This window comes from Solimonas fluminis (assembly GCF_002930645.1).
Taxonomy (GTDB): Bacteria; Pseudomonadota; Gammaproteobacteria; order Nevskiales; family Nevskiaceae; genus Solimonas_A; species Solimonas_A fluminis.
Genome location: NZ_PSNW01000004.1, coordinates 43,276 through 63,782, shown reverse-complemented (window position 1 = coordinate 63,782; position 20,507 = coordinate 43,276). Strand labels below are relative to the sequence as shown.

The 20,507-nt window shown below is 69.4% G+C and carries 19 protein-coding genes; 16 read left to right on the top strand and 3 right to left on the bottom strand.

Annotated features, from left to right (window positions below):
- Positions 1–55 precede the first annotated feature (55 nt).
- The 8 genes from C3942_RS08765 (at position 56) to C3942_RS08730 (ending at position 7,212) form a co-directional block, all read left to right on the top strand.
- Entirely contained in the window at positions 56–841 is a 786-nt protein-coding gene (locus C3942_RS08765) for an SDR family oxidoreductase (RefSeq protein WP_104230010.1), read from the top strand.
- A complete protein-coding gene (locus tag C3942_RS08760) occupies positions 838–1,695 on the top strand; it encodes an NAD(P)-dependent oxidoreductase (RefSeq protein ID WP_104230009.1) in 858 nt (285 codons plus the stop codon). The genes C3942_RS08765 and C3942_RS08760 overlap by 4 nt, the downstream gene beginning before the upstream one ends.
- A gap of 151 nt (positions 1,696–1,846) precedes the next feature.
- Entirely contained in the window at positions 1,847–3,232 is a 1,386-nt protein-coding gene (locus C3942_RS08755) for a WS/DGAT/MGAT family O-acyltransferase (protein WP_104230008.1), read from the top strand.
- A gap of 127 nt (positions 3,233–3,359) precedes the next feature.
- Positions 3,360–3,614, top strand: coding sequence for a hypothetical protein (locus C3942_RS08750; RefSeq protein ID WP_104230007.1), 255 nt, complete (start codon positions 3,360–3,362; stop codon positions 3,612–3,614).
- Between the two features lie 92 nt (positions 3,615–3,706).
- Positions 3,707–4,993, top strand: coding sequence for an ergothioneine biosynthesis protein EgtB (gene egtB, locus C3942_RS08745; protein WP_104230006.1), 1,287 nt, complete (start codon positions 3,707–3,709; stop codon positions 4,991–4,993).
- Entirely contained in the window at positions 4,990–6,234 is a 1,245-nt protein-coding gene (gene egtD, locus C3942_RS08740) for an L-histidine N(alpha)-methyltransferase (RefSeq protein ID WP_165797387.1), read from the top strand. Before egtB ends, egtD begins: the two co-directional genes overlap by 4 nt.
- Entirely contained in the window at positions 6,231–6,704 is a 474-nt protein-coding gene (locus C3942_RS08735; protein WP_104230004.1) for a hypothetical protein, read from the top strand. Before egtD ends, C3942_RS08735 begins: the two co-directional genes overlap by 4 nt.
- Positions 6,688–7,212: a c-type cytochrome gene (locus tag C3942_RS08730; RefSeq protein ID WP_207766027.1), complete on the top strand. Its 525-nt coding sequence runs from the start codon at positions 6,688–6,690 to the stop codon at positions 7,210–7,212. The genes C3942_RS08735 and C3942_RS08730 overlap by 17 nt, the downstream gene beginning before the upstream one ends.
- 128 nt (positions 7,213–7,340) lie before the next feature.
- Here the strand turns inward: C3942_RS08730 and C3942_RS08725 are convergent, their stop codons facing one another.
- Both C3942_RS08725 and C3942_RS08720 read right to left on the bottom strand, forming a co-directional pair.
- Complete coding sequence (locus C3942_RS08725) at positions 7,341–8,453, bottom strand: acyl-CoA dehydrogenase family protein (RefSeq protein ID WP_104230003.1); 1,113 nt, start codon at positions 8,451–8,453, stop codon at positions 7,341–7,343.
- Positions 8,454–8,463: 10 nt separating this feature from the next.
- Complete coding sequence (locus C3942_RS08720) at positions 8,464–9,663, bottom strand: acyl-CoA dehydrogenase family protein (protein WP_104230002.1); 1,200 nt, start codon at positions 9,661–9,663, stop codon at positions 8,464–8,466.
- A gap of 242 nt (positions 9,664–9,905) precedes the next feature.
- Between C3942_RS08720 and C3942_RS08715 the strand changes: the two genes are divergently transcribed.
- The 8 genes from C3942_RS08715 (at position 9,906) to C3942_RS08680 (ending at position 19,666) form a co-directional block, all read left to right on the top strand.
- Entirely contained in the window at positions 9,906–11,993 is a 2,088-nt protein-coding gene (locus C3942_RS08715; RefSeq protein ID WP_104230001.1) for a 3-hydroxyacyl-CoA dehydrogenase NAD-binding domain-containing protein, read from the top strand.
- Between the two features lie 147 nt (positions 11,994–12,140).
- Positions 12,141–12,623, top strand: a complete 483-nt coding sequence (locus C3942_RS08710) for a nuclear transport factor 2 family protein (protein WP_104230000.1) — start codon at positions 12,141–12,143, stop codon at positions 12,621–12,623.
- Between the two features lie 70 nt (positions 12,624–12,693).
- On the top strand, positions 12,694–14,037 hold the full coding sequence (gene miaB, locus C3942_RS08705; RefSeq protein WP_104229999.1) for a tRNA (N6-isopentenyl adenosine(37)-C2)-methylthiotransferase MiaB: 1,344 nt from the start codon (positions 12,694–12,696) through the stop codon (positions 14,035–14,037).
- Positions 14,034–15,038, top strand: a complete 1,005-nt coding sequence (locus tag C3942_RS08700; protein WP_104229998.1) for a PhoH family protein — start codon at positions 14,034–14,036, stop codon at positions 15,036–15,038. Before miaB ends, C3942_RS08700 begins: the two co-directional genes overlap by 4 nt.
- 3 nt (positions 15,039–15,041) lie before the next feature.
- Positions 15,042–15,485 carry an rRNA maturation RNase YbeY gene (gene ybeY, locus C3942_RS08695; RefSeq protein WP_104229997.1) on the top strand — a complete coding sequence of 148 codons (444 nt, stop codon included), beginning with the start codon at positions 15,042–15,044 and terminating at the stop codon, positions 15,483–15,485.
- The gene (locus C3942_RS08690) at positions 15,475–16,341 is read left to right on the top strand and encodes a CorC family transporter (protein ID WP_104229996.1); all 867 of its coding nucleotides are present in this window, start codon (positions 15,475–15,477) and stop codon (positions 16,339–16,341) included. Before ybeY ends, C3942_RS08690 begins: the two co-directional genes overlap by 11 nt.
- A gap of 82 nt (positions 16,342–16,423) precedes the next feature.
- Entirely contained in the window at positions 16,424–17,638 is a 1,215-nt protein-coding gene (locus tag C3942_RS08685) for an Lnb N-terminal periplasmic domain-containing protein (RefSeq protein WP_104229995.1), read from the top strand.
- Between the two features lie 63 nt (positions 17,639–17,701).
- Positions 17,702–19,666 carry an AsmA family protein gene (locus C3942_RS08680; RefSeq protein ID WP_104229994.1) on the top strand — a complete coding sequence of 655 codons (1,965 nt, stop codon included), beginning with the start codon at positions 17,702–17,704 and terminating at the stop codon, positions 19,664–19,666.
- Here C3942_RS08680 and C3942_RS08675 read toward each other — a convergent pair whose 3' ends face one another.
- Positions 19,667–20,422, bottom strand: a complete 756-nt coding sequence (locus C3942_RS08675) for a class II aldolase/adducin family protein (protein WP_104229993.1) — start codon at positions 20,420–20,422, stop codon at positions 19,667–19,669. It lies immediately after the preceding gene.
- Between the last annotated feature and the right edge of the window lie 85 nt (positions 20,423–20,507).

Here is a 20,507-nt window from a genome sequence, read left to right as displayed (position 1 = left end):
ATTTCGACAAGGCCGATGCGAACGGTTAACTTTGGTGACAGGGGAGAAAACAACAATGCAATCCAAGGTTCAGGGTCAGGTGATCGTCATCACCGGAGCCTCCAAGGGCATCGGCTTCGCCACCGCCCAGGTGCTGGCGTCGCGTGGTGCCAGGGTGGCGCTGCTGGCGCGCGGCGAGGCGGGCCTCAAGGAGGCCGCCGCCCAGCTGCCGGCCGCCCAGGTCTTCACTGCCGCCGTCGATGTCTGCGACAAGGCGGGCATGGAGAAGGCACTCGATGCGGTCATCGCCAGGTGGGGCCGCATCGACGGCGTCATCAACAACGCCGGCTTCCAGTTCGCGCGCCGCATCGAGCTGATGCCCGAGGCGGAAGTGCGCAAGATGGTCGACGTGAACTTCCTCGCCACGGTGTTCTCCTGCCAGCTGGCCATTCCCCGCCTGCGCGCGGCCGGCGGTGGGCGCATCGTCAACATCTCCTCCGCCACCGTGCGCCACGGCAACGAGTTCGCCCATCTGGCGCTGTACTCGGCCTCCAAGGCCGCCATGGACAAGTTCAGCGAGGAACTGCGCGAGGAAGTGAAGAAGGACGGCATCCTGGTGACGGTCTTCAGCCCGGGCGCCGTGGCCACCGGCAGCATCGCCAACTTCGATCCCGCCGCCCTGCCGGAAGCCATGGGCGCCTGGCTGGAGAAGGGGCCGAAGTTCGACGGCATGACCACCGCCGACGTGGTCGGCGAGGCCATCGCCGGTTGTTTCGAGTTGCCCGCCGGGGTAGCCGTGGAGTTCATGGAAGTGAGGCCGCAGATGCCCACGCCCAAGCTGCTGGAGAACTCCTCTCCATGAGTGACGGCGTTGGATTCGTCGGCCTCGGCAACATCGGCAAGCCGATTGCCAGGCACCTGCTGAAGCTGGGCCGGCCGGTCTGGGTCCACGATGTGGAGGTGGGGCCGGTGGCCGAGCTGGTGAAGCTCGGCGCCCAGCGAGCGCATACGCCGGCGGACCTGGTGCGCGAGTGCAGCCATATCGGCATCTGCGTTCGCGATACTCCGGACGTGGAGCAACTGCTCTACGGCAGCGCCGGCAGCGGCCGCGGCCTGCTGGAGGCGCCGGCCGGCACCCTCGTTGCCGTACACAGCACCGTGACCCACGAAGCCATGCTGCGCTGGGCCCGGCATGCGCAGATGCGCGGGATCCACCTGGTGGATGCGCCGATCACCGGCGGCGCCAGCGGCGCCGAGGCGGCCACGCTGTGCTACATGGTCGGAGCTTCGGCGGAAGCCTTCGCGCGCTGCCAGCCGGTGTTCGCCACGTCCTCGGCCAAGCAGGTGCATGCCGGTGATGTCGGTGCCGGCACGGCACTCAAGCTCTGCAACAACATCATGACCTACGCCGCCTTCACCGCCATCGACGAAGCCTCGCGCCTGGCCAGGGCGGGCGGGCTGACGCTGGAGATGCTGATCGAGGTGGGGCGCTCCAATGGCGTGGTCACGCCGCAGATGGAAGCCTTCATCGGCAACCGCGACAAGGTCGCCGCCATGGGGCCGGAAGCCTTGGCCAAGGCCTTCGCGCCCTTCGGCGCCCTGGGCCGCAAGGACCTGACGGCGGCCCTGGAGAGCGCCGAGAAGCTGGGTGTGGACCTGGCGGCCACCGAGCGCGTGCGCCAGATCATCGAGGACGTGTTCCTGGCACGCCGCTGAGCCGGCGGGCGTCCGGCGGCTCTCCGCGAGAGCCATCCCCCCCTGATGAACGGTCGGTTATTTATTCGTCACGACAGGATGCGCAGATGACGTGCATTCTTGGCCCGGCCCTTGCGAGGGCTTCGCCAAAACAACCGCGGGAGGAGAAACCGTGCAGCGCCTGTCCCCGACCGATACCGCCTTCCTGCTGATGGAGCGCCGCCACATGCCCCTGCATGTCGGCGGCCTGATGATGCTGAAGCCGCCGGAGGACGCCCCGCCGGACTTCGCGGCGCAGCTGGCGGCGCGGCTGCTGCAGTCGGTGCAGGCCTCCCGGCCCTTCAACCTGCGGCCGCAGAGCCGCTTCGGCCTCAGCTTCTGGGAGACCGACAGCACCTTCGACATCAACCAGCATCTCGTACACCTGGCCCTGCCCAAGCCGGGCCGCATCCGCGAGCTGCTGGCGATGTGCTCACGCGTGCATTCCCAGCACCTGGACCGGGCCTATCCGCTGTGGCGCATGTACCTGATCGAGGGGCTGGAGGACGGCCGCATCGCGGTGTTCTTCAAGATCCACCACTCGGTGGTGGATGGCGTGGCGGCCATGCGCCTGATCATGAAGTCCATGTCCGAGAGCCCGGAGGAGTCGGCGCGCATGCCGCCGACCTGGGAAATGGCGCCGCGCCGGCGCGAGGCGGCCATGCCGATCTCCGGTGCCGCCACCAGCCCGCTGGGCGTGCTGTCGGGCCTGAGCCGCAGCGGCCTGTCCGCCGTGCCCAACGTCTTCAATCACCTCAAGCAGACCTGGCAGGACCGCCGCCATGGCAACCCCGACGTGGTCACCAGCACGCAGGCCCCGCGCTGCCTGCTCAACCAGCCGATCACCGCCTCGCGGCGCTTTGCCGCGCAGTCCTACGCCACGCCGCGCTTCCGCAACGTGGCGGCCGCGGTCGGCGGCACCGTCAACGACGTGGTGCTGGCGGTCTGCGCCGCCGCGCTGCGCAGCTACCTGCTGGAGCTGAACGCCTTGCCGGACCAGCCGCTGGTCGCGGTGGTGCCGGTGTCGATCCGCCGCGACGACGGCGACTCCGGCAACGAGATCGCCTTCGCCATGGTCAATCTGGCCACGCATCTGGCCGACCCGCTCGAGCGCCTGCAGTCGATCAAGGCCTGCATGGACTACAGCAAGGCCCGCTTCAAGCAGCTCAGCCCCGCCGAACTGCAGGCCTATGCCGTGGCGCAGCTGGTGCCCGGCGCACTGAGCATGCTCGCCGGCCTGGCGCCCGGCCTGGCGCCCGGACGGGTGCCGGCCAATCTCGTCATCTCGCATGTCCCCGGCCCGCGCCAGGACATGTACTGGCAGGGCTGCAAGCTCGACGGCATGTACCCGGCCTCGCTGATCATCGACGGGTTCGCCTTCAACATCACCGTGATCAGCCGCCACGACTTCGTGGACTTCGGACTGATCGGCTGCCGCCGCACGCTGCCCAGCCTGCAGCGCCTGCTGGACCACATCGAGAACGGGCTGGCGGAGCTGGAGGAAGCGGTGGCGGCCTAGGCCGCCGCAGTTTGCATGGCGGCGCTGGCCGCCCGCCGGATTGTGCAATCCCGGGGCCATGAAACTCGACCGGCGACACGGGGTCGGAATAGGGCGGCGACCCTGTCGCAACTCAAGGATGAGACCCATGGCCCAGCAACAGAACCTCGGCCCCGGCGCGCGCAAGATCGAGCTGGAACGCCGCCTGGACTCCAACAGCGAGCTGAGCGAGAAGCACGCCAAGCCGAACGCTCCTCAGCCCAAGCCCAAGCGCACGCAGAAGGAAGCGCTGGAGACCGGTGGTCGCGTCGATGAACTCGACGACGCGCTGGACGACAGCTTCCCGGCCTCCGACCCGCCGGCGCGCGTGACGCCCACCCGTACCGGTCCGGCCAAGCACTGAAGCCTGCCCCGGGCGTCTCCTGCGCCCGCCGGGCGCCCGGGCACGCCTCTTGCGGCATCCCAGGCCGGAGTCGAGAGCCAAGGAGGGCGCCGATGACCGCCATCGCATTGCGCAGCAGCGCAGGCCGCAGGCCGCCCGCCGGCCGGGCCCCGGCCAGGACCGCCACGGAAGCCGTGGCGCTGGGCCTGGGCTACCAGCGGATACGTGCCGTGACCGAGGCGCTGTGCGCGCCGCTGTCGCCGGAGGATGCCGCTGCCCAGAGCATGCCGGATGCCAGCCCCGCCAAGTGGCATCTGGCGCATACCAGCTGGTTCTTCGAAACCATGGTGCTGTCCCGCCGCCCGGGCTACCGCGCGTTCGACCGGCGCTACCTGGATCTCTTCAATTCCTACTACCAGCGTCTTGGCAAGCCCTTCGAGCGTGCCGCCCGTGGCTTGCTGACGCGGCCCTCGCTGCGCGAAGTCATGCAGTACCGCGCCCAGGTCGACCGGGCGATGCTGGACGTGCTTTCCGGACCCCTCTCCGCGTCGCTGCGGGCCTTGGTCGAACTGGGGCTGCATCACGAGCAGCAGCACCAGGAACTGATCCTCACCGACATCAAGCACCTGCTGTCGCGCAATCCCCTGCTGCCGGCCTATGGCCGCATCGCTGCCCCAGGCGCGGCACTGGCCGCGGCACCCTTGCGCTGGCTGCGCGGCGGCGGTGAAGTCGCCTGCGGCCACGAAGGCGAAGGTTTCGCCTTCGACAACGAACAGCCGCGCCATGTCGTGCTGCTGGCGCCCTACGAGATCGCCTCCCGTGCCGTCACCAACCGCGAGTACCGTGGCTTCATCGAGGATGAAGGCTACCGGCGGCCGGAACTGTGGCTGTCCGATGGCTGGGCGACCGTGCAGCGCCACAGATGGCGCCGCCCCCTGTACTGGTCGCGCGACCTGCGCTCCGAGTTCACGCTGGCGGGCCCGCAGCCGCTGCAGCCCGACGGCATCGCCTGCCACCTCAGCTACTACGAGGCCGATGCCTTCGCCCGCTGGTCCGGTGCCCGGCTGCCCAGCGAGCAGGAGTGGGAGGCCCTGGCGGCCGAGCCGGCTCCGGCGCCGCAGGACGCGCCGCCGCGCCTGCACCCGGGCCTGTCCGACGGCGCCTGGTACGGCGGCGCATGGGCCTGGACCTGCAGCGCCTATTCCGCCTACCCCGGCTACCGGCCGGCGCCGGGGGCGGTGGGCGAGTACAACGGCAAGTTCATGTGCAACCAGCTGGTGTTGCGCGGCGGCTCCTGCGCCACGCCGCCCAGCCATTGGCGGCGCAGCTACCGAAACTTCTTTCCGCCGGAGGCGCGCTGGCAGTTCAGCGGCCTGCGGCTGGCGAGGGACATCCGGTGAGCGACGAAGAGCTGGTAAGGGGGGGAACGGCATCCGCGCCGGCCGTCGAGTTCCTGGAGCATCCCGACCTGGCCGAGATCGTCGGCGACCTGTCGCGCCCGCAGAAGCGCCTGCCCACCCGGCTGCTGTACGACGAGCGGGGCTCGCACCTGTTCGAGCGCATCTGCGAGACGCGCGACTATTACGTCACGCGCGCCGAACTGGAAATCCTGAGCCGCGACCTGGACGACATTGCCGGCTTCGCCGGCGCCGGGGCCGGAGTGATCGAGCCCGGCGCAGGCTGCGGCTGCAAGACGCGCGAACTGCTGTCGGCGCTGGAAGACCCGCGCTGGTACGCGCCGCTGGATATCGACCCCAGCGTGCTCTGGCGCTGCCGCGAGGCCATCCGCCAGGCACTGCCGCATCTGCCGCTGGTGCCGGTCTGCGCCGATTTCACGCAGCCCTGGTGCCATGCAGGCCTGCCCGTTGCCGAGCGCCGGCTGCTGTTCTTCCCCGGCTCCACCGTCGGCAACTTCGAGCCGGTCCAGGCACAGCGCCTGCTGGGCCGGTTCCGCGATGCCGCCGGACCCGGCGGGCGCCTGATCCTGGGCGTGGACCTGCGCAAGAACGCCGCTACCTTGCGCCGCGCCTACGATGACGGCGAGGGCATCACCGCGAGCTTCAACCTCAACCTGCTGGCGCGCCTGAATCGCGAGCACGGCGCGGACTTCGATACGGCGGCCTTCGAGCATCTGGCGGTCTACGACAAGGCCCTGCATCGCATCGAGATGCACCTGCGCAGCCGCCGTGACCAATGGGTCCGGATCGGCGGGTGCCGCTTCCACTTCGCTGCCGGCGAGACGATTCACACCGAAAGCTCGCACAAGTACCTGCCGGGCGGAATGGTCGCGCTCGCGGCGGCGGCCGGCTGGCAGGCGCAGAAACTCTGGATGGACCCGCAGCGGCGCTTCGCCCTGATGGGATTCGAGGCGGCTCCCCGGAAGCAGCCCAACACCGAGGTCAAGGAGGACAACATGGCAGCAACCAAGAAATCATCCGGCGGCCGCCGCTACGGCAAGGGCGCCGCCCGGACCGTCGCCAGCGCCATGCGCCGGCGCAAGCGCGGCACGCTCAAGAGCGGGCCCGGCGGCAAGGGCGGCACCGTGCGCAGCCGCAAGCAGGCCATCGCCATCGGCCTGTCGGAGGCGCGCAGGAAGGGCGCCAAGGTGCCTCCCAAGAAGGCGGGCGGGGGTTCCAAGTGAGCCGCGAGCGCGTGCGCGGCGCGGCGCCCTACTCGCGAAAGCGCCGCCGCGACAATCGTGGCGCCGCTCCGCTGGAACTGGAGCGCGATGCCGGAGAGCCGGGTGGCGCCGGGCCGTTTCCCGCCGCCCGGGTCGCCGAACTGGGCCGCAGCGGCGGCGAGACACCGGACGGCCACGTGACCGCCGACGACCTGTCGCCTGAAACCCTGCTGGACGACGACCCCTCGCGCTCGCCCGCGGTCCGCGCGCGCCGCGCGCCGCAGGATGCGCAGCTCCGCCGCAGCGGGTCCACCGCCGGCATGGGCGATGGTCCCGACGAGGCCGAGATGGCCGATCGCAAGCCGGTGGGCCGCAAGGAGGCGGCGAAACTGGAGCGGCGCTCGCAGCGCCACGCCAACGATGCCCGCTACCTGGAGCCTGCCGGCGCGGCAGAGGCGCTGGATAGGAAGCGCGATGACGATCGACATTGATCCGAAGGACGTCAGGCCCGGTCCGCCGCCGCCGATCGACATCCTGGACAAGCATTCGAACCGTGCCTTCTTCATCCGCTTCACGCTGGTCGTGGTGCTGCTGCACGCGGTGGCGGGCGGGCTGGTGCTGGCCTCGCGCATCGTCGGCCAGCAGGAGCCCGACATGGAGCAGCAGCGCGAACTGATCGCCCGGCGCATCGCCCCCGTCGGCCTCGTGGCGACATCGGATCAGGAGCTGGCGGCCCTGACGCCGGTGGCCGCGCCGGCGGCGCCGCGCAGCGGCCCGCAGGTCGTGGCGCAGGTCTGCGGAGCTTGTCATGCCAGCGGGATGCTGGGGGCTCCGAAGTCGCACGACAAGGCGGCCTGGGCTGCCCGCGAAAAGGCCGCCGGCGGGCCGGATGGCCTGCTCAAGTCAGCCATCCGGGGCAAGGGGCAGATGCCGCCGAAGGGCGGCGACCCCAGTCTCGGCGAGCAGGAACTGAGGGACGCGATTGCAGCGATGCGCTAAGTCCCTCCCGGCGCTCGCCGGGGGGCGGGGCCGGCCTGGGCAACGCCGGAGCCCGGGCATTCGCGGGAGTGCCCAAGGAAGAAGCCCTCCTCCGATCGCGGAAGAGGGCTTTGCCGGGACCTCTGAAGCTAGGCCGACATGGCTTCGCCGAACTGCGCGAGGTGGTGATCCACGTCGCCGAACAGCAGCGTGATCATCGTCAGGCGCTTGAAGTAGTGGCCCACGGCCAGCTCGTCGGTCACGCCGATGCCGCCGTGCAGCTGCACCGCCTGCTGGCCGACGTAGCGCGCCGCATTGCCCACCAGCACCTTGGCGCCGGAAATCGCGCGGCGCCGTTCGGCGGCGTCGCTCGCGCCGAGCTTGTCGGCGGCCAGGTAGCTCATGGAACGGGCCTGCTCGGCGTGCAGGTACATCTCCACCGCGCGGTGCTGCAGCGCCTGGAAGCTGCCGATGGGCACGCCGAACTGCTTGCGGGTCTTGAGATAGCCGACGGTCGCCTCGATCAGCGCGGCCATGCCGCCCACCGCCTCGGCGCAGAGCGCGGCGATGGCATGGTCCAGCGCCAGTTCGATCTGCGGCAGCGCGGCGCCCTCGTCGCCGACCAGGTCCCCGCGCGCAGACCTGAGCATCACCTCGGCCACGCGGTGGCCGTCCTGCGCCGGCGTGTCGCGGCGCGTCACGCCGGAAGCCCCGGCGTCCACCAGGAACAGCGAGAGGCCAGAGGGCGTCCTCGCCGACACCAGCAGCGTATCCGCCGCGGCGCCGTGCAGCACCACGCTCTTGTGGCCGTCCAGCACCCAGCCGTCGCCATCGCGGCGCGCGGAGGTTTCGATACGTGACAGGTCGTAGCGGCCGCCGCGCTCGTGGTGGGCCAGCGCCAGGCGCCGATCGCCGGAGGCGACGGCAGGCAGGATTTCCGCCTTCTGTTCCTCGCTGCCGGCGCGCGCCACCAGCCCGGCGCCCAGCACCACGGTGGCCAGGTAGGGCTCCACCACCATGCCGCGGCCCAGGGCTTCCATCACCAGCAGGGTGTCGAAGGGACCGCCGCCGAGGCCGCCGTGCTCTTCCGGCAGGCCCACGGCCAGCACGCCGAGGTCGGCCAGCTGCGCCCAGACCTCGGCGCTCCAGCCGCTGTCGCCATGGATGATGCCGCGGCGCTTCTCGAAGCCGTAGTCCTTGCGCACGTAGCGGTCGAGGGTGTCGCGCAGCTGCTGCTGCTCTTCGCTGAAATTGAAGTTCATGTCGGGAGCCTCAGAAGCCGAGGATCATCTTGGAGATGATGTTGCGCTGGATCTCGTTGGAGCCGCCGTAGATCGTGGTCTTGCGGAAGTTGAAGTACTGGCCCGACAGCGGCACGCCGTAACCGGGGCCGATGACCTCGCCGGCATACTCCGGGTCCATCGCCGCGTGCTGGAAGGGCAGGGCGTCGTGGCCCAGCGCCTGCATCATCAGCTCGGTCAGCGTTTGCTGGATCTCCGAGCCGCGGATCTTCAACAGCGAGGCCTCGGGGCCGGGCGCACGCTTCTCCATGTCGGCGGCGATCACGCGCAGGTTGGTGATCTCCAGGGCCATCAGCTCGATCTCCACCTGCGCGATGCGGTCGCGGAAGCGGACGTCCTGCAGCAGCGGCTTGCCGTCGGAGCCGGGCTGCTGCGCGGCGATCTCCTTCAGGCGCTTGAGGCGGCGCTTGGAGCGGCCCACCTCGGCGATATTGGTGCGCTCGTGGCCGAGCAGGTACTTGGCATAGGTCCAGCCCTTGTTCTCCTCGCCGATCAGGTTGCCCACCGGCACCTCGACGTTCTCGAACCAGACCTCGTTCACCTCGTGCTCGCCGTCGATCATGATGATCGGACGCACGGTGATGCCCGGCGTGTTCATGTCGATCAGCAGGAACGAGATGCCCTCCTGCTTGCGCGCCTCGGCATTGGTGCGTACCAGGCAGAAGATCCAGTTGGCATGGTGGCCCAACGTGGTCCAGGTCTTCTGGCCGTTGACGATGTACTTGTCGCCGACGCGCTCGGCGCGGGTGCGCAGCGAGGCCAGGTCCGAGCCCGAGCCCGGCTCGGAGTAGCCCTGGCACCACCAGTGCTCGCCGCTGCGGATGCGCGGCAGGTAGTACTGCTGCTGGGCGGGGCTGGCGAAGGCCATGATCACCGGTGCCACCATGCGCAGGCCGAAGGGCGAGAGGATCGGTGCGCCGGCATCGGCGCATTCCTCCTCGAAGATGTGCTGCTGGGCGGCGTTCCAGCCCGGGCCGCCGAATTCCTTCGGCCAGTTGGCCGCGACCCAGCCCTGCTCGTGCAGCAGCACATGCCAGCGGTAGTAGTCGTCCTTCACCAGGCGCTGGCTCTCCAGCACCTTGCGGCGGATGTCGGCGGGCAGCTTCCGCTCGATGAACGAGCGGACTTCGGCGCGGAAGGCCTCGTCCGCGGCCGTGAAGTTCAGGTCCATGGTCTCCTCCAAAGGATGGCGGGCGGGAGCATAGGCCGGCCCTGCCCATCAGGCCAATGAATTCCATGAATCCCCTTTCATCAATCGGGCCGATGGCAACTCCCCGTGTCTCATGAGACACGGGGGCAAGCAATGAGCCGCCCTTATCGAAAGGGATCAAAATCATTCATTTGAATGATGAAGGGAGGCGGGGCTAGCCTTCAGGATTCACAGCGACCCATTTCCAGAACGAGGAGACCCCCATGTCCGTCTGCGCCTATCGCAGCGAGGGCGATATCGCCGTCATCAGCATGAACAGCCCGCCGGTCAACGGCCTGGGCCTGCCGTTGCGCCAGGGCATTGCCGAGGGCCTGGCCCAGGCCGCCCGGGATCCGGCGATCACGGCCGTGGTGCTGACCGGAACGCCCAAGGCCTTCTCCGGCGGTGCCGACATCCGCGAGTTCAACAGCCCGCTGATGCTGGCCACGCCCAACCTGCACGACATCATCGCGACCCTGGAGGCCCTGCAGAAGCCCGTGGTGGCCGCGATCTCCGGCGTGTGCCTTGGCGGCGGCCTGGAACTGGCCCTGGGCTGCCACTACCGCGTGGCCCTGGGCGACGCGCAGATCGCGCTGCCGGAAGTGAAGCTGGGCCTGCTGCCCGGCGGCGGCGGCACGCAGCGCCTGCCGCGCCTCGTGGGCGTGCAGACCGCCCTGGAGATGGTGGTGACCGGCGAGATGGTGCCGGCGGCCAAGCTCGCCGGCACCGCTTTGTTCGACGAGATGATCGCCGGCGACCTGCTGGCCGGCGCGCTGGCCTTCGCCCGCAAGGTCGCCGGCACCCGCCCGCTGCCGCGCGTGCGCGACCGCGCGCTGGCCCAGCCGGACGCCGCTGCCTTCTTCGCCGCGGCCCGTGCCCAGGTCGCGAAGAAGGCCGGTCCCTTCCCGGCGCCGCTCAAGTGCCTGGAATGCATCGAGGCTGCGGCCACCCGGCCCTTCGACGAGGGCATGGAGGTGGAGCGCAAGGGCTTCGAGTTCCTGGTCAACGGCCCCGAGTCGCGCGCCCTGCGCCACGCCTTCTTCGGTGAGCGCGCCGCCGCCAAGATTCCGGATATCCCCGACGACACGCCGCTGCGCCCGATCCATTCGGCCGCGGTGATCGGCGCCGGCACCATGGGCGGCGGCATCGCCATGAACTTCGCCAACGTCGGCATTCCGGTGCGCCTGCTCGAGGTGAAGCAGGAGGCGCTGGACCGCGGCCTGGCCGTGATCCGCAAGAACTACGAGAACCAGGTCAAGAAGGGCAAGCTCACGCAGGAGAAGCTGGACCAGCGCATGGCGCTGATCCAGCCCACGCTGTCCTACGCCGATCTCGGCCAGGCCGACATCGTCATCGAGGCCGTGTTCGAGGACATGGACGTCAAGAAGGCGGTGTTCGAACAGCTCGACGCCGTGATGAAGCGGGGCGCGATCCTGGCCAGCAACACCTCCACGCTGGACCTGGACCGCATCGCCCTGTTCACGAAGCGCCCGCAGGACGTGGTGGGCCTGCACTTCTTCTCGCCGGCCAACGTCATGCGCCTGCTCGAAGTGGTGCGCGGCAAGCAGACCGCCAAGGACGTGATGGCCACCGTGATGCAGCTCGGCCGCCGCATCAGGAAGCTGCCGGTGGTCGCCGGCGTCTGCGACGGCTTCGTCGGCAACCGCATGATCGGCAAGTACAGCGCCGAGGCCCTGGTGCTGCTGGAGGAGGGTGCGCTGCCGCAGCAGGTGGACGCCGCCATCGAGAAGCTGGGCTTCGCCATGGGTCCGTTCCGCATGAGCGACCTCGCCGGCAACGACGTCAGCTGGTACATCCGCAAGCGCCACTACGCCGAGCATCCCGGAATGCGCCGTGCGCTGATTGCCGACCGCATCTGCGAGCTGGGCCGCAACGGCCAGAAGACCGGCAAGGGCTGGTACAGCTACCAGCCGGGCGACCGCACCGCGCATCCGGACCCGGAAGTGGAGAAGATCATCCTGGACGTGTCGAAGGAGGCCGGCGTCACCCGCCGCGCCATCCCCGACAGCGAGATCGTCGAGCGCCTGGTCTACGCCCTGGTCAACGAGGGTGCGCGCATCGTCGAGGAGGGCATCGCCCTGCGCGCCTCCGACATCGACATGATGTACCTGAACGGCTATGGCTTCCCGCTGCACCTGGGCGGCCCGATGCTCTACGCCGACATGCAGGGCCTGGACAAGGTCGCCGCGCGCTGCCGCGAGTTCGCCAAGAACCCGCTGTCCGCGCCCGGCTTCTGGGAGCCGGCGCCGCTGCTGGCGAAGCTGGCGGCAGAGGGGAAGACGTTCAACTAGAGATTCCTGCCTGCCCCCAACGGTGGGGGAATTCCCGCTCGCACGGAGCTTGTCGAAGTGCGGGCGGGAACCTGTTGACCGCAGGGCAGGGGCGGTTCATGTTTCGGCGGGCGCAACACGAACGGCCCTGAGCCTCCGGGAAAGACCATGCACCGCAACGCCGAGACCATCGAGAAGTTCTACCGCGCCTTCGCCGCGCTGGACGCCGGCACCATGGCCTCCTGCTACGCGCCGGACGTGGAGTTCCAGGACCCGGTCTTCACCCTGCACGGCAAGCGCGAGACCGCCGGCATGTGGGCCATGCTCTGCCAGGCCACCCGGTCCAGGGGCGCGGACGTCTGGAGGCTGGACTACAGCGGCATCCAGGCCGACGACCGCTCCGGCCGGGCGCATTGGGATGCGCACTACCGCTTCTCCGCCACCGGCCGCCTGGTGCTGAACCGCATCGACGCGGAATTCACTTTCCGCGACGGCCTGATCGCGGTCCACCACGACCGCTTCGGGTTCTGGAGCTGGTCGCGCCAGGCCCTGGGGACGCCCGGCCTGCTGCTCGGCTGGACCCCGCTGCTGCGGGGCAAGGTCCGGGCCACCGCCCGCCGCAATCTGGATAACTTCCTGAAAAGCGGCTGAAAAGCGCTGTAACCCGTTGAAAAAGGGGGTTCCGGTATAATCGGCGCCCCACCCGGCTGTGCCTCCCGCGATGTCCAAGAAGCTGTACCTGATCACCTACGGCTGCCAGATGAACGAGTACGACTCGTCCAAGATGGCGGATGTGCTCGCAAAATCACATGGTTACGAGCGCACCCAGAATCCGGACGAGGCCGACTTGCTGCTGCTGAACACCTGCTCCGTGCGCGAGAAGGCGCAGGAGAAGGTGTTCTCCGAACTGGGCCGCTGGAAGGACTGGAAGAAGGCCGATCCGGCCCGCCTGATCGGCGTGGGCGGCTGCGTCGCCAGCCAGGAAGGGCAGGCCATCGCGGCCCGCCAGCCCCTGGTGGACATCGTCTTCGGTCCCCAGACCCTGCACCGCCTGCCGGAGCTGCTGGAGACCACCCGCGCCCTGCGCAAGCCGGCGGTGGACGTCAGCTTCCCCGAGATCGAGAAGTTCGACCGCCTGCCGGAGCCGCGTGCCGAGGGGGTTACCGCCTTCGTGTCGATCATGGAGGGCTGCTCCAAGTACTGTACGTTCTGCGTGGTGCCCTATACCCGCGGCGAGGAAGTGTCCCGCCCGCTGGACGACGTGCTGCTGGAGTGCGCGCAGTTGGCCGGGCAGGGGGTGCGCGAGCTGACCCTGCTGGGGCAGAACGTCAACGCCTACCGCGGCCGCATGGGCGACACCGCCGACCTCTGCGACCTGGCCCTGCTGATCCGCTACGTGGCGCAGATTCCGGGCATCGAGCGCATCCGCTACACCACCTCGCACCCGGCCGAGTTCACCGATTCCCTGATCGAGGCCTATGCCGAGGAGCCCAAGCTGGCGAGCTATTTGCACCTTCCGGTGCAATCCGGCTCCGACCGCATCCTCGGCATGATGAAACGCGGCTATACCCGTGCGCAGTACATCGACAAGATCCGCCGCATCCGCCAGGCGCGGCCGGGCCTGTCGCTGTCCTCCGACTTCATCGTGGGCTTTCCCACCGAGTCCGAGGACGACTTCATGCGCACCATGGACCTGATCGCGGAATGCGGCTTCGACTGTGCCTTCTCGTTCAACTACAGCCCGCGTCCCGGCACCCCGGCGGCCAACCTGCGCGACACCGTTCCCCTCGAGGAAAAGTCGCGCCGGCTGCATATCCTGCAGCAGCGTATCCAGCAGCTCGACGACGCCTTCAAGCAGGCACTGGTCGGCAGCACCCAGCGCGTGCTGGTCGAGAAGGTCTCCAAGCGCGGCCGCGGCCAGATCGCCGGCCGCATCTCGCACAACCGCATGGTCAACTTCGACGGCCCCGAGTCGCTGATCGGCCGCTTCGTCGACGTCGAGCTGACCGAAATGCAGCCCAACTCCTTCCGTGGCCGCCTGGTGGCCGAAGCGGTGGCGGCATGAAGAAGGCACCGGCGCAGGCGCGGCTCGACATGGAGCTGCTGCCGGACGAGGCCCAGCGCATCGCCAACCTCAACGGCCCCTTCGATGCCCACCTGCGGCAGATCGAACTGCGCCTGGGCATCGAGATCCGCAGCCGCGGCAACCGCTTCCAGCTGGTCGGCGCCCGTCCGGACATCGCCCGCGGCGAGTCGGTGCTGCGCGACCTGTTCGCGCAGACCGAGGACGACATCGTCACCACCGAGCACGTCCACCTGGCCCTGGCCGAGCACGGCCCCGACCCGGAACTGGACGCGGCGGCGGCCGAGGAAGAACGTGCGGCGACCGGCGAGGTGGTGGTCCGCACCAAGCGCGGCGTCGTGCGCGGCCGCAGCCAGCAGCAGAAGAACTACCTGAAGGCGATCGCCAGCAACGACCTCAACTTCGGCATCGGTCCGGCCGGCACCGGCAAGACCTACCTGGCGGTGGCCAGCGCCGTGCAGGCCCTGGAGCGCGACCGCGTGCGCCGCATCGTGCTGGTGCGTCCGGCGGTGGAGGCCGGCGAGAAGCTGGGCTTCCTGCCCGGCGACATGGCCGAGAAGATCAACCCCTACCTGCGCCCGCTGTACGATGCGCTCTACGAGATGATGGGCTTCGAGAAGGTCGCGCGCCTGATCGAGAAGAGCGTCATCGAGATCGCGCCGCTGGCCTTCATGCGCGGCCGCACGCTCAACGAATCCTTCATCATCCTCGACGAGGCCCAGAACACTTCGGTCGAGCAGATGAAGATGTTCCTGACGCGCATCGGCTTCGGCAGCGTCGCCGTGGTCACCGGCGACATGACCCAGGTGGACCTGCCCAAGCACCAGATGTCCGGCCTGCGCCACGCCGAGCGCGTGCTCGGCACCACGCCCGGCATCTCCTTCACCCGCTTCCAGAAGGAAGACGTGGTGCGCCACCCCCTGGTGCAGGCCATCGTGCATGCCTACGAGCAGCACGAGCTGCAGGCCGAGGGGCAGGGCTGATCCATGCCGGCACAAGTCAGCATCCAGCGCCTGGTTCCCGCCGCCGGCATTCCTTCGCCGGCCTCGCTGCGCGGCTGGGCGCTCGCCGCCCTCGGCCGGGAGAAGGGCGAGCTGAACATCCGCATCGTCGGCGACGAGGAATCGCGCCAGCTGAACCATCAGTACCGCGGCAAGGACAAACCCACCAACGTGCTGTCCTTCCAGGGCGAGCCGGAGCTGGAAAGCCTGCCGGTACTGGGCGACCTGGTGATCTGCGCGCCGGTGGTGGCGCGCGAGGCCGCCGAGCAGGGCAAGCCGGCCCGTGCCCACTGGGCCCACATGGTGGTCCATGGATGCCTGCACCTGCTGGGGCACGACCACGAGCGAGACTCCGAGGCCCTGCGCATGGAAGCGCTGGAAACCCGTATCCTGAAGCGTCTGGGCTTCTCCGACCCTTATGAACGATAACGACGAACATAGTCCCAGGCCCGACGGCACCGCGCTGCAGCGCTGGTGGCGCCGGGTGACCCACAACTTCGGCGGCGGCCCGCAGACCCGTGAGGAACTGCTGGAGGTGCTGCAGGAGGCGCGCGAGAGCGAGCTGCTCGACGCCGACGCGCAGGAGATGTTCGAAGGCATCCTCGACAGCGCCGACACCCAGGTGCGTGACGTGATGCTGCCGCGCGCACAGATGGTGACGGTGGAGTCCGACTGGCGCCTGGACCGCATCCTGGCGGTGGTGGTGGAGTCCGGTCATTCGCGCTTCCCGGTCACCGGCGACTCGCGCGACGAGGTACTGGGCATCCTGCTGGCCAAGGACCTGCTCAAGTTCTCCTCCGGCGTCGAGGGTTTCGATCCCGCCACCTTCGACCTGCAGCGCCTGATCCGTCCGGCCGTGTTCGTGCCCGAGTCCAAGCGACTCAACGTCCTGCTGAAGGACTTCCGCAAGTCGCGCAACCACATGGCCATCGTCGCCGACGAGTACGGCGGCGTCGCCGGCCTGGTCACCATCGAGGATGTGCTGGAGCAGATCGTCGGCGACATCGACGACGAGTACGACGAGGCCGAGGGCGCGCTGATCCTCAAGCAGGACGAGCGCCGCTTCCTGGTCAACGCCCTGACCACCATCGAGAACTTCAACGCCTATTTCGGCACCGAATTCCCGACGGACGAGTTCGACACCATCGGCGGCCTGGTGCTGCATCGCTTCGGCCATATGCCCAAGCGCGGCGAGAGCGTGCGTATCGAGCGCTTCAATTTCAACGTGCAGCGCGCCGACAGCCGCCGCGTGCACATGTTTCAAGTCACGCTGTCGCCGGCATGAGCACGCTGAAACGGGCCGAAGACGCGTGCCGGCATCGTGCGCCAGGCATGCCCCGCATCGTCTCGCCGCTCGCCTGAACGCCATGCGCCCGTTCATCCTCGCGCTGATGCTGGCGCTGCTGACCCTGAACGGTGCCCGGGCCCAGGAGCCCGCGCCCCTGGCCCAGGAGCGCCCGGCGCCGCAGATCGTGCTGCTGACCTTCGCGCCCGGCCCGGTGTACTGGCAGCGCTTCGGCCACAACGCCCTGCTGGTGCGCGATGTCGCCAACGGCGAGGATCGCGTCTACAACTACGGCATCTTCGACTTCCGCCAGAAGAACTTCTTCCTGAACTTCGCCCGCGGGCGCATGCAGTACCGCCTCGCGGTGGAACCGCTGGCGGATACGCTGGCGCAGTACCAGTACGAAGGCCGCTGGGTGCAGGCGCAGGAGCTGGACCTGGACGCGGCGCAGAGCCGCGAGCTGGCGGCCTTCCTGGACTGGAACGCGCGTCCCGAGAACGCGGAGTACCACTACGACTACTTCCTCTCCAACTGCTCGACGCGCGTGCGCGACGCCATCGACCGCGTCACCGGCGGCCAGCTGCGTCGCCAGCTCGAGGGCCAGCGCACGCCGGTCAGCTACCGTTTCGAGGCCACGCGCCTGATGTCCCCCGTGCCGCCGCTGTTCCTGGGCATGGACGCGGTGGTGGCGGCGAGGGGAGACCGGCCCATCGACCGCTGGCAGCAGAGCTTCGTGCCCATGGTGCTGATGGAGTCGCTGCGCACGGCGCGCCTCGACTCCGCCGGCGGCGGCTCGCGGCCGCTGCTGCGCGGCGAACTGCGCGTGCTGGAAGGCGGCCTGCCGGAACCGGAGCGCCCGCCGTCGCTGTTGCCGGCGATGGCGGTCCTGGGCCTGGTCCTCGGAGCGCTGCTGCTCCTGCTGTCGCATCTGCGCAAGGCCGCGCCCGCGCGCTGGGGCCTGTTCGGCCTGGCGCTGCTGCTCAATCTCGCGGCCGGCCTGGGCGGGCTGGTGCTGCTGGCGGTCTGGTTCCTGACCGACCACTGGATCATGTGGGAAAACCGCAACCTGCTGCTGTTCAGCCCGCTGTGCCTGCTGCTGCTGCCGGCCTGGTTCCGGCAGCTTCGTGCCGGCGCGGTGGCAGGCCCCACGGCGCGCGGCCTGTCCCTGGCGGCGGCGGCCGGCGCCGTCCTGGCGCTGGCCCTGCTGCTGCTGCCGGGAGCCCAGCAGAACCTGCACTGGATCGTCCTGTGGCTGCCGGTGCATGCTGCACAGGCCTGGATCCTGCGCCGCCGATAGGGGAACACCGGCCCCGGGCGGCTGTCACAACCCTGAGCCCGGCCTGCCCAAGCGGAAACAGCAATGACGCAGAAACGCCCCCGGATTCGCTGGACCCTGTATGTGGCGCTGCTGCTGCTGGCAACGCTGCTGCTGCTGGGCGACTGGAACTGGTTCCGCCCGCTGCTGGAACGCCGGGCCTCGGTGGCCCTCGGACGCCCCGTCACCGTGCAGAACATCGACGTGGACCTCGGACGTCATCCGCGGGTGGTGCTGGACGGCATCGCCGTCTCCAATCCCGAAGGCTTCCCGGCCGACAGCCGGATGGCGAAGGTGGAGCGCCTGGCCATCCGCATCAATCCCTGGGCCCTGTGGCGCCGCCAGATCCACCTGATGGACATCCAGCTCGACAAGCCCGATGCGGACCTGCGCCCGGGGCCGGACGGCAAGCCGAACTGGCAGTTGCCGCGGCGCGAGTCCGGCGGCGGCAGTCCCTGGGTGCTGGAGATCGACCGCCTGGAGATCCGCGGCGGCCACGTCCTGGTGAAGGAACCGCGCCTGCACGCCGACTTCGAGATCCTGGTGGGCACCGAGGCCGCCGCGGACGGCGAGCCGCGCCTGCATGCGGAAGCGCGCGGGACCTACGATGCGGCGCCGATCACCGCCCATTTCGTCGGCGGTTCCCTGCTGGGGCTGCGCCAGCCGCAGCGGCCCTATCCGCTCAGCCTCAGTGTCGTCAACGGCGCCACCCGCATCCTCCTCAAGGGCACGCTGCTGCAGCCGCTGCAGTTCGGCGGCGCGCAGCTCGACCTGCAGCTGAACGGCGACAGCCTGGCCGATCTCTACAGCCTTACCGGCGTGCCGCTGCCGCCGACCGCGCCCTACCAGCTGCGGGGGCGCCTGGACTATCAGCAGGGGCGCATCCGCTTCCACGAGTTCAATGGCAGCGTCGGACAGAGCGACCTGTCCGGCGAACTGGCGGTGAACCTGGGCGGCAAGCGCCGCCTGGTGACGGCGGACCTGCGCTCGAACCAGGTGGTGCTGGCCGACCTCGGCGGACTGGTGGGCGCGACACCCGGCAAGGCCGGCGCCGAGGGAGAAAGCGACGCGCAGAGGGAGCAGCGCGCCCAGGCGCAGGCCCGCGAGCGCGTGCTGCCCGACCAGCCGATCAACCTGCCGAAGCTGCGCGCCGCCGACCTCGACATCCGCTACCGAGCCGGACGCATCGAGAGCGCCCTGCCGCTGGACCGGCTGGAAGCGCACCTGACGGCGAAGCAGGGCGTGCTCGCGCTCAAGCCGCTGCGCTTCACCGTGGGCGAGGGCCAGATCGCCGGAAACATCGAACTGGACGGCGCCAGCGAGGTGATGCACGCGGTCGCCGACGTCGACTTCCGCCGCATCGACCTCAAGCGCCTGGTGCGCGGCAATCCCGCGCTGGACGGCGCCGGCCTGATCGGCGGCCGCGCGCGCATCGACAGCTACGGCAACTCCACCGCCCAGATCCTGGGCAGCGGCGACGGCGAGCTGAAGCTCTACATGAACCGGGGCCGCCTCAGCGCGCTGCTGGTGAATCTCGCCGGCCTGGAATTCGGCAAGGCCCTGCTGTCGGCCATCGGCCTGCCCTCCGAGACGCAGGTGCGCTGCGCCATCGGCGACTTCGAGCTCAAGGAAGGCCTGCTCGGCACGCGCCTGCTGCTGGTGGACACCGGAGAGGCCAACATCCTCGGCGACGGCAGCATCAACCTGCGCGACGAGATCCTGGACTACCGCATCCATACCAAGCCCAAGCGCCTGGGCCTGGCCTCGCTGCGTGCGCCGATCAACATCGGCGGCAGCTTCAAGGACCCCAGCGTCCGCCCGGACTGGGAGCGCCTGGCGGCGCGCGGCGGCATCGCCGCCGCCCTGGGCCTGCTGGTGGGCCCGCTGGCGGTCCTGCTGCCGACGGTGGAGCTGGGCCTGGGCGAGGACAACGACTGCAAGGCCATGATCGGCGAGATCAAGGCCCAGGCCGCCAACCTGCCGGCCGAAACCGGCAGCAAGCCGAAGTAGCTAGTCGGCGTATCCGGGGTTCACCCGGTCCAGCTTGCGCAGCAGCCCCGGCCAGGCCAGCGCGCCGCCCAGGCCGCGCGTCACCATCTGCACCTGCTTCTGGATGCCTTCCAGGATCGGCTTGGCGATCGGGATCAGCTCGCCGCCGCCGGCCTGCGCCCGTACCTGGATCATGCAGGCGGCCTCGAAGATGTACATCTGCAGGAAGGCATCGGCGATGGTGTTGCCCAGCGTCAGGAGGCCATGGTTGCGCAGCATGTAGAAGACCTTGTCGCCCAGGTCCCGCACCAGGCGCGGCTTCTCGTCCTCGTTCAGCGCCACGCCCTCGTAGTCGTGGTAGGCCAGCGACGACAGCACGAACAGCGACTGCTGCGAGATCGGCAGCACGCCGTCCTTCTGCGCCGACACCGCCACGCCGTTGAGCGAATGGGTGTGCATCACGCACTGGATGTCGTGGCGCGCGGCGTGGATCGCACTATGGATCGTGAAGCCCGCCGGGTTCACCGGGTGCGGCGAGTCCATCACCTTGCGGCCCTGCAGGTCGATCTTCACCAGCGAGCTGGCGGTGATCTCCTCGAACATGAAGCCATAGGGATTGATCAGGAAATGATCCTCCGGGCCCGGCACGCGTGCCGAGATGTGGGTGAAGACCAGGTCGTCCCAGCCGTAGAGCGCCACCAGCCGGTAGGCCGCGGCCAGGTTGACCCGCAGCGCCCATTCCTCCGCCGACACCTGCTCGCGTACGCCCTGTGCCATGTCCCGCTCCCGTAGATTGGTCCCGCAAACTTGCGCCAGGCGCGCGGGCTTGGCAAGTTAGAAAAATCACTCCTGACAGGGAAGG

Bases quoted from the DNA above. Each gene is read 5' to 3' on its own strand.
- C3942_RS08675 (WP_104229993.1), bottom strand. From the start codon at position 20,422: ATGGCACAGGGCGTACGCGAGCAGGTGTCGGCGGAGGAATGGGCGCTG.
- C3942_RS08760 (WP_104230009.1), top strand. From the start codon at position 838: ATGAGTGACGGCGTTGGATTCGTCGGCCTCGGCAACATCGGCAAGCCG.
- egtB (WP_104230006.1), top strand. From the start codon at position 3,707: ATGACCGCCATCGCATTGCGCAGCAGCGCAGGCCGCAGGCCGCCCGCC.
- C3942_RS08685 (WP_104229995.1), top strand. From the start codon at position 16,424: ATGCGCCCGTTCATCCTCGCGCTGATGCTGGCGCTGCTGACCCTGAAC.
- C3942_RS08725 (WP_104230003.1), bottom strand. From the start codon at position 8,453: ATGAACTTCAATTTCAGCGAAGAGCAGCAGCAGCTGCGCGACACCCTC.
- C3942_RS08680 (WP_104229994.1), top strand. From the start codon at position 17,702: ATGACGCAGAAACGCCCCCGGATTCGCTGGACCCTGTATGTGGCGCTG.
- C3942_RS08710 (WP_104230000.1), top strand. From the start codon at position 12,141: ATGCACCGCAACGCCGAGACCATCGAGAAGTTCTACCGCGCCTTCGCC.
- C3942_RS08700 (WP_104229998.1), top strand. From the start codon at position 14,034: ATGAAGAAGGCACCGGCGCAGGCGCGGCTCGACATGGAGCTGCTGCCG.
- C3942_RS08715 (WP_104230001.1), top strand. From the start codon at position 9,906: ATGTCCGTCTGCGCCTATCGCAGCGAGGGCGATATCGCCGTCATCAGC.
- ybeY (WP_104229997.1), top strand. From the start codon at position 15,042: ATGCCGGCACAAGTCAGCATCCAGCGCCTGGTTCCCGCCGCCGGCATT.
- C3942_RS08720 (WP_104230002.1), bottom strand. From the start codon at position 9,663: ATGGACCTGAACTTCACGGCCGCGGACGAGGCCTTCCGCGCCGAAGTC.
- C3942_RS08765 (WP_104230010.1), top strand. From the start codon at position 56: ATGCAATCCAAGGTTCAGGGTCAGGTGATCGTCATCACCGGAGCCTCC.
- C3942_RS08730 (WP_207766027.1), top strand. From the start codon at position 6,688: ATGACGATCGACATTGATCCGAAGGACGTCAGGCCCGGTCCGCCGCCG.
- C3942_RS08750 (WP_104230007.1), top strand. From the start codon at position 3,360: ATGGCCCAGCAACAGAACCTCGGCCCCGGCGCGCGCAAGATCGAGCTG.
- C3942_RS08690 (WP_104229996.1), top strand. From the start codon at position 15,475: ATGAACGATAACGACGAACATAGTCCCAGGCCCGACGGCACCGCGCTG.
- miaB (WP_104229999.1), top strand. From the start codon at position 12,694: ATGTCCAAGAAGCTGTACCTGATCACCTACGGCTGCCAGATGAACGAG.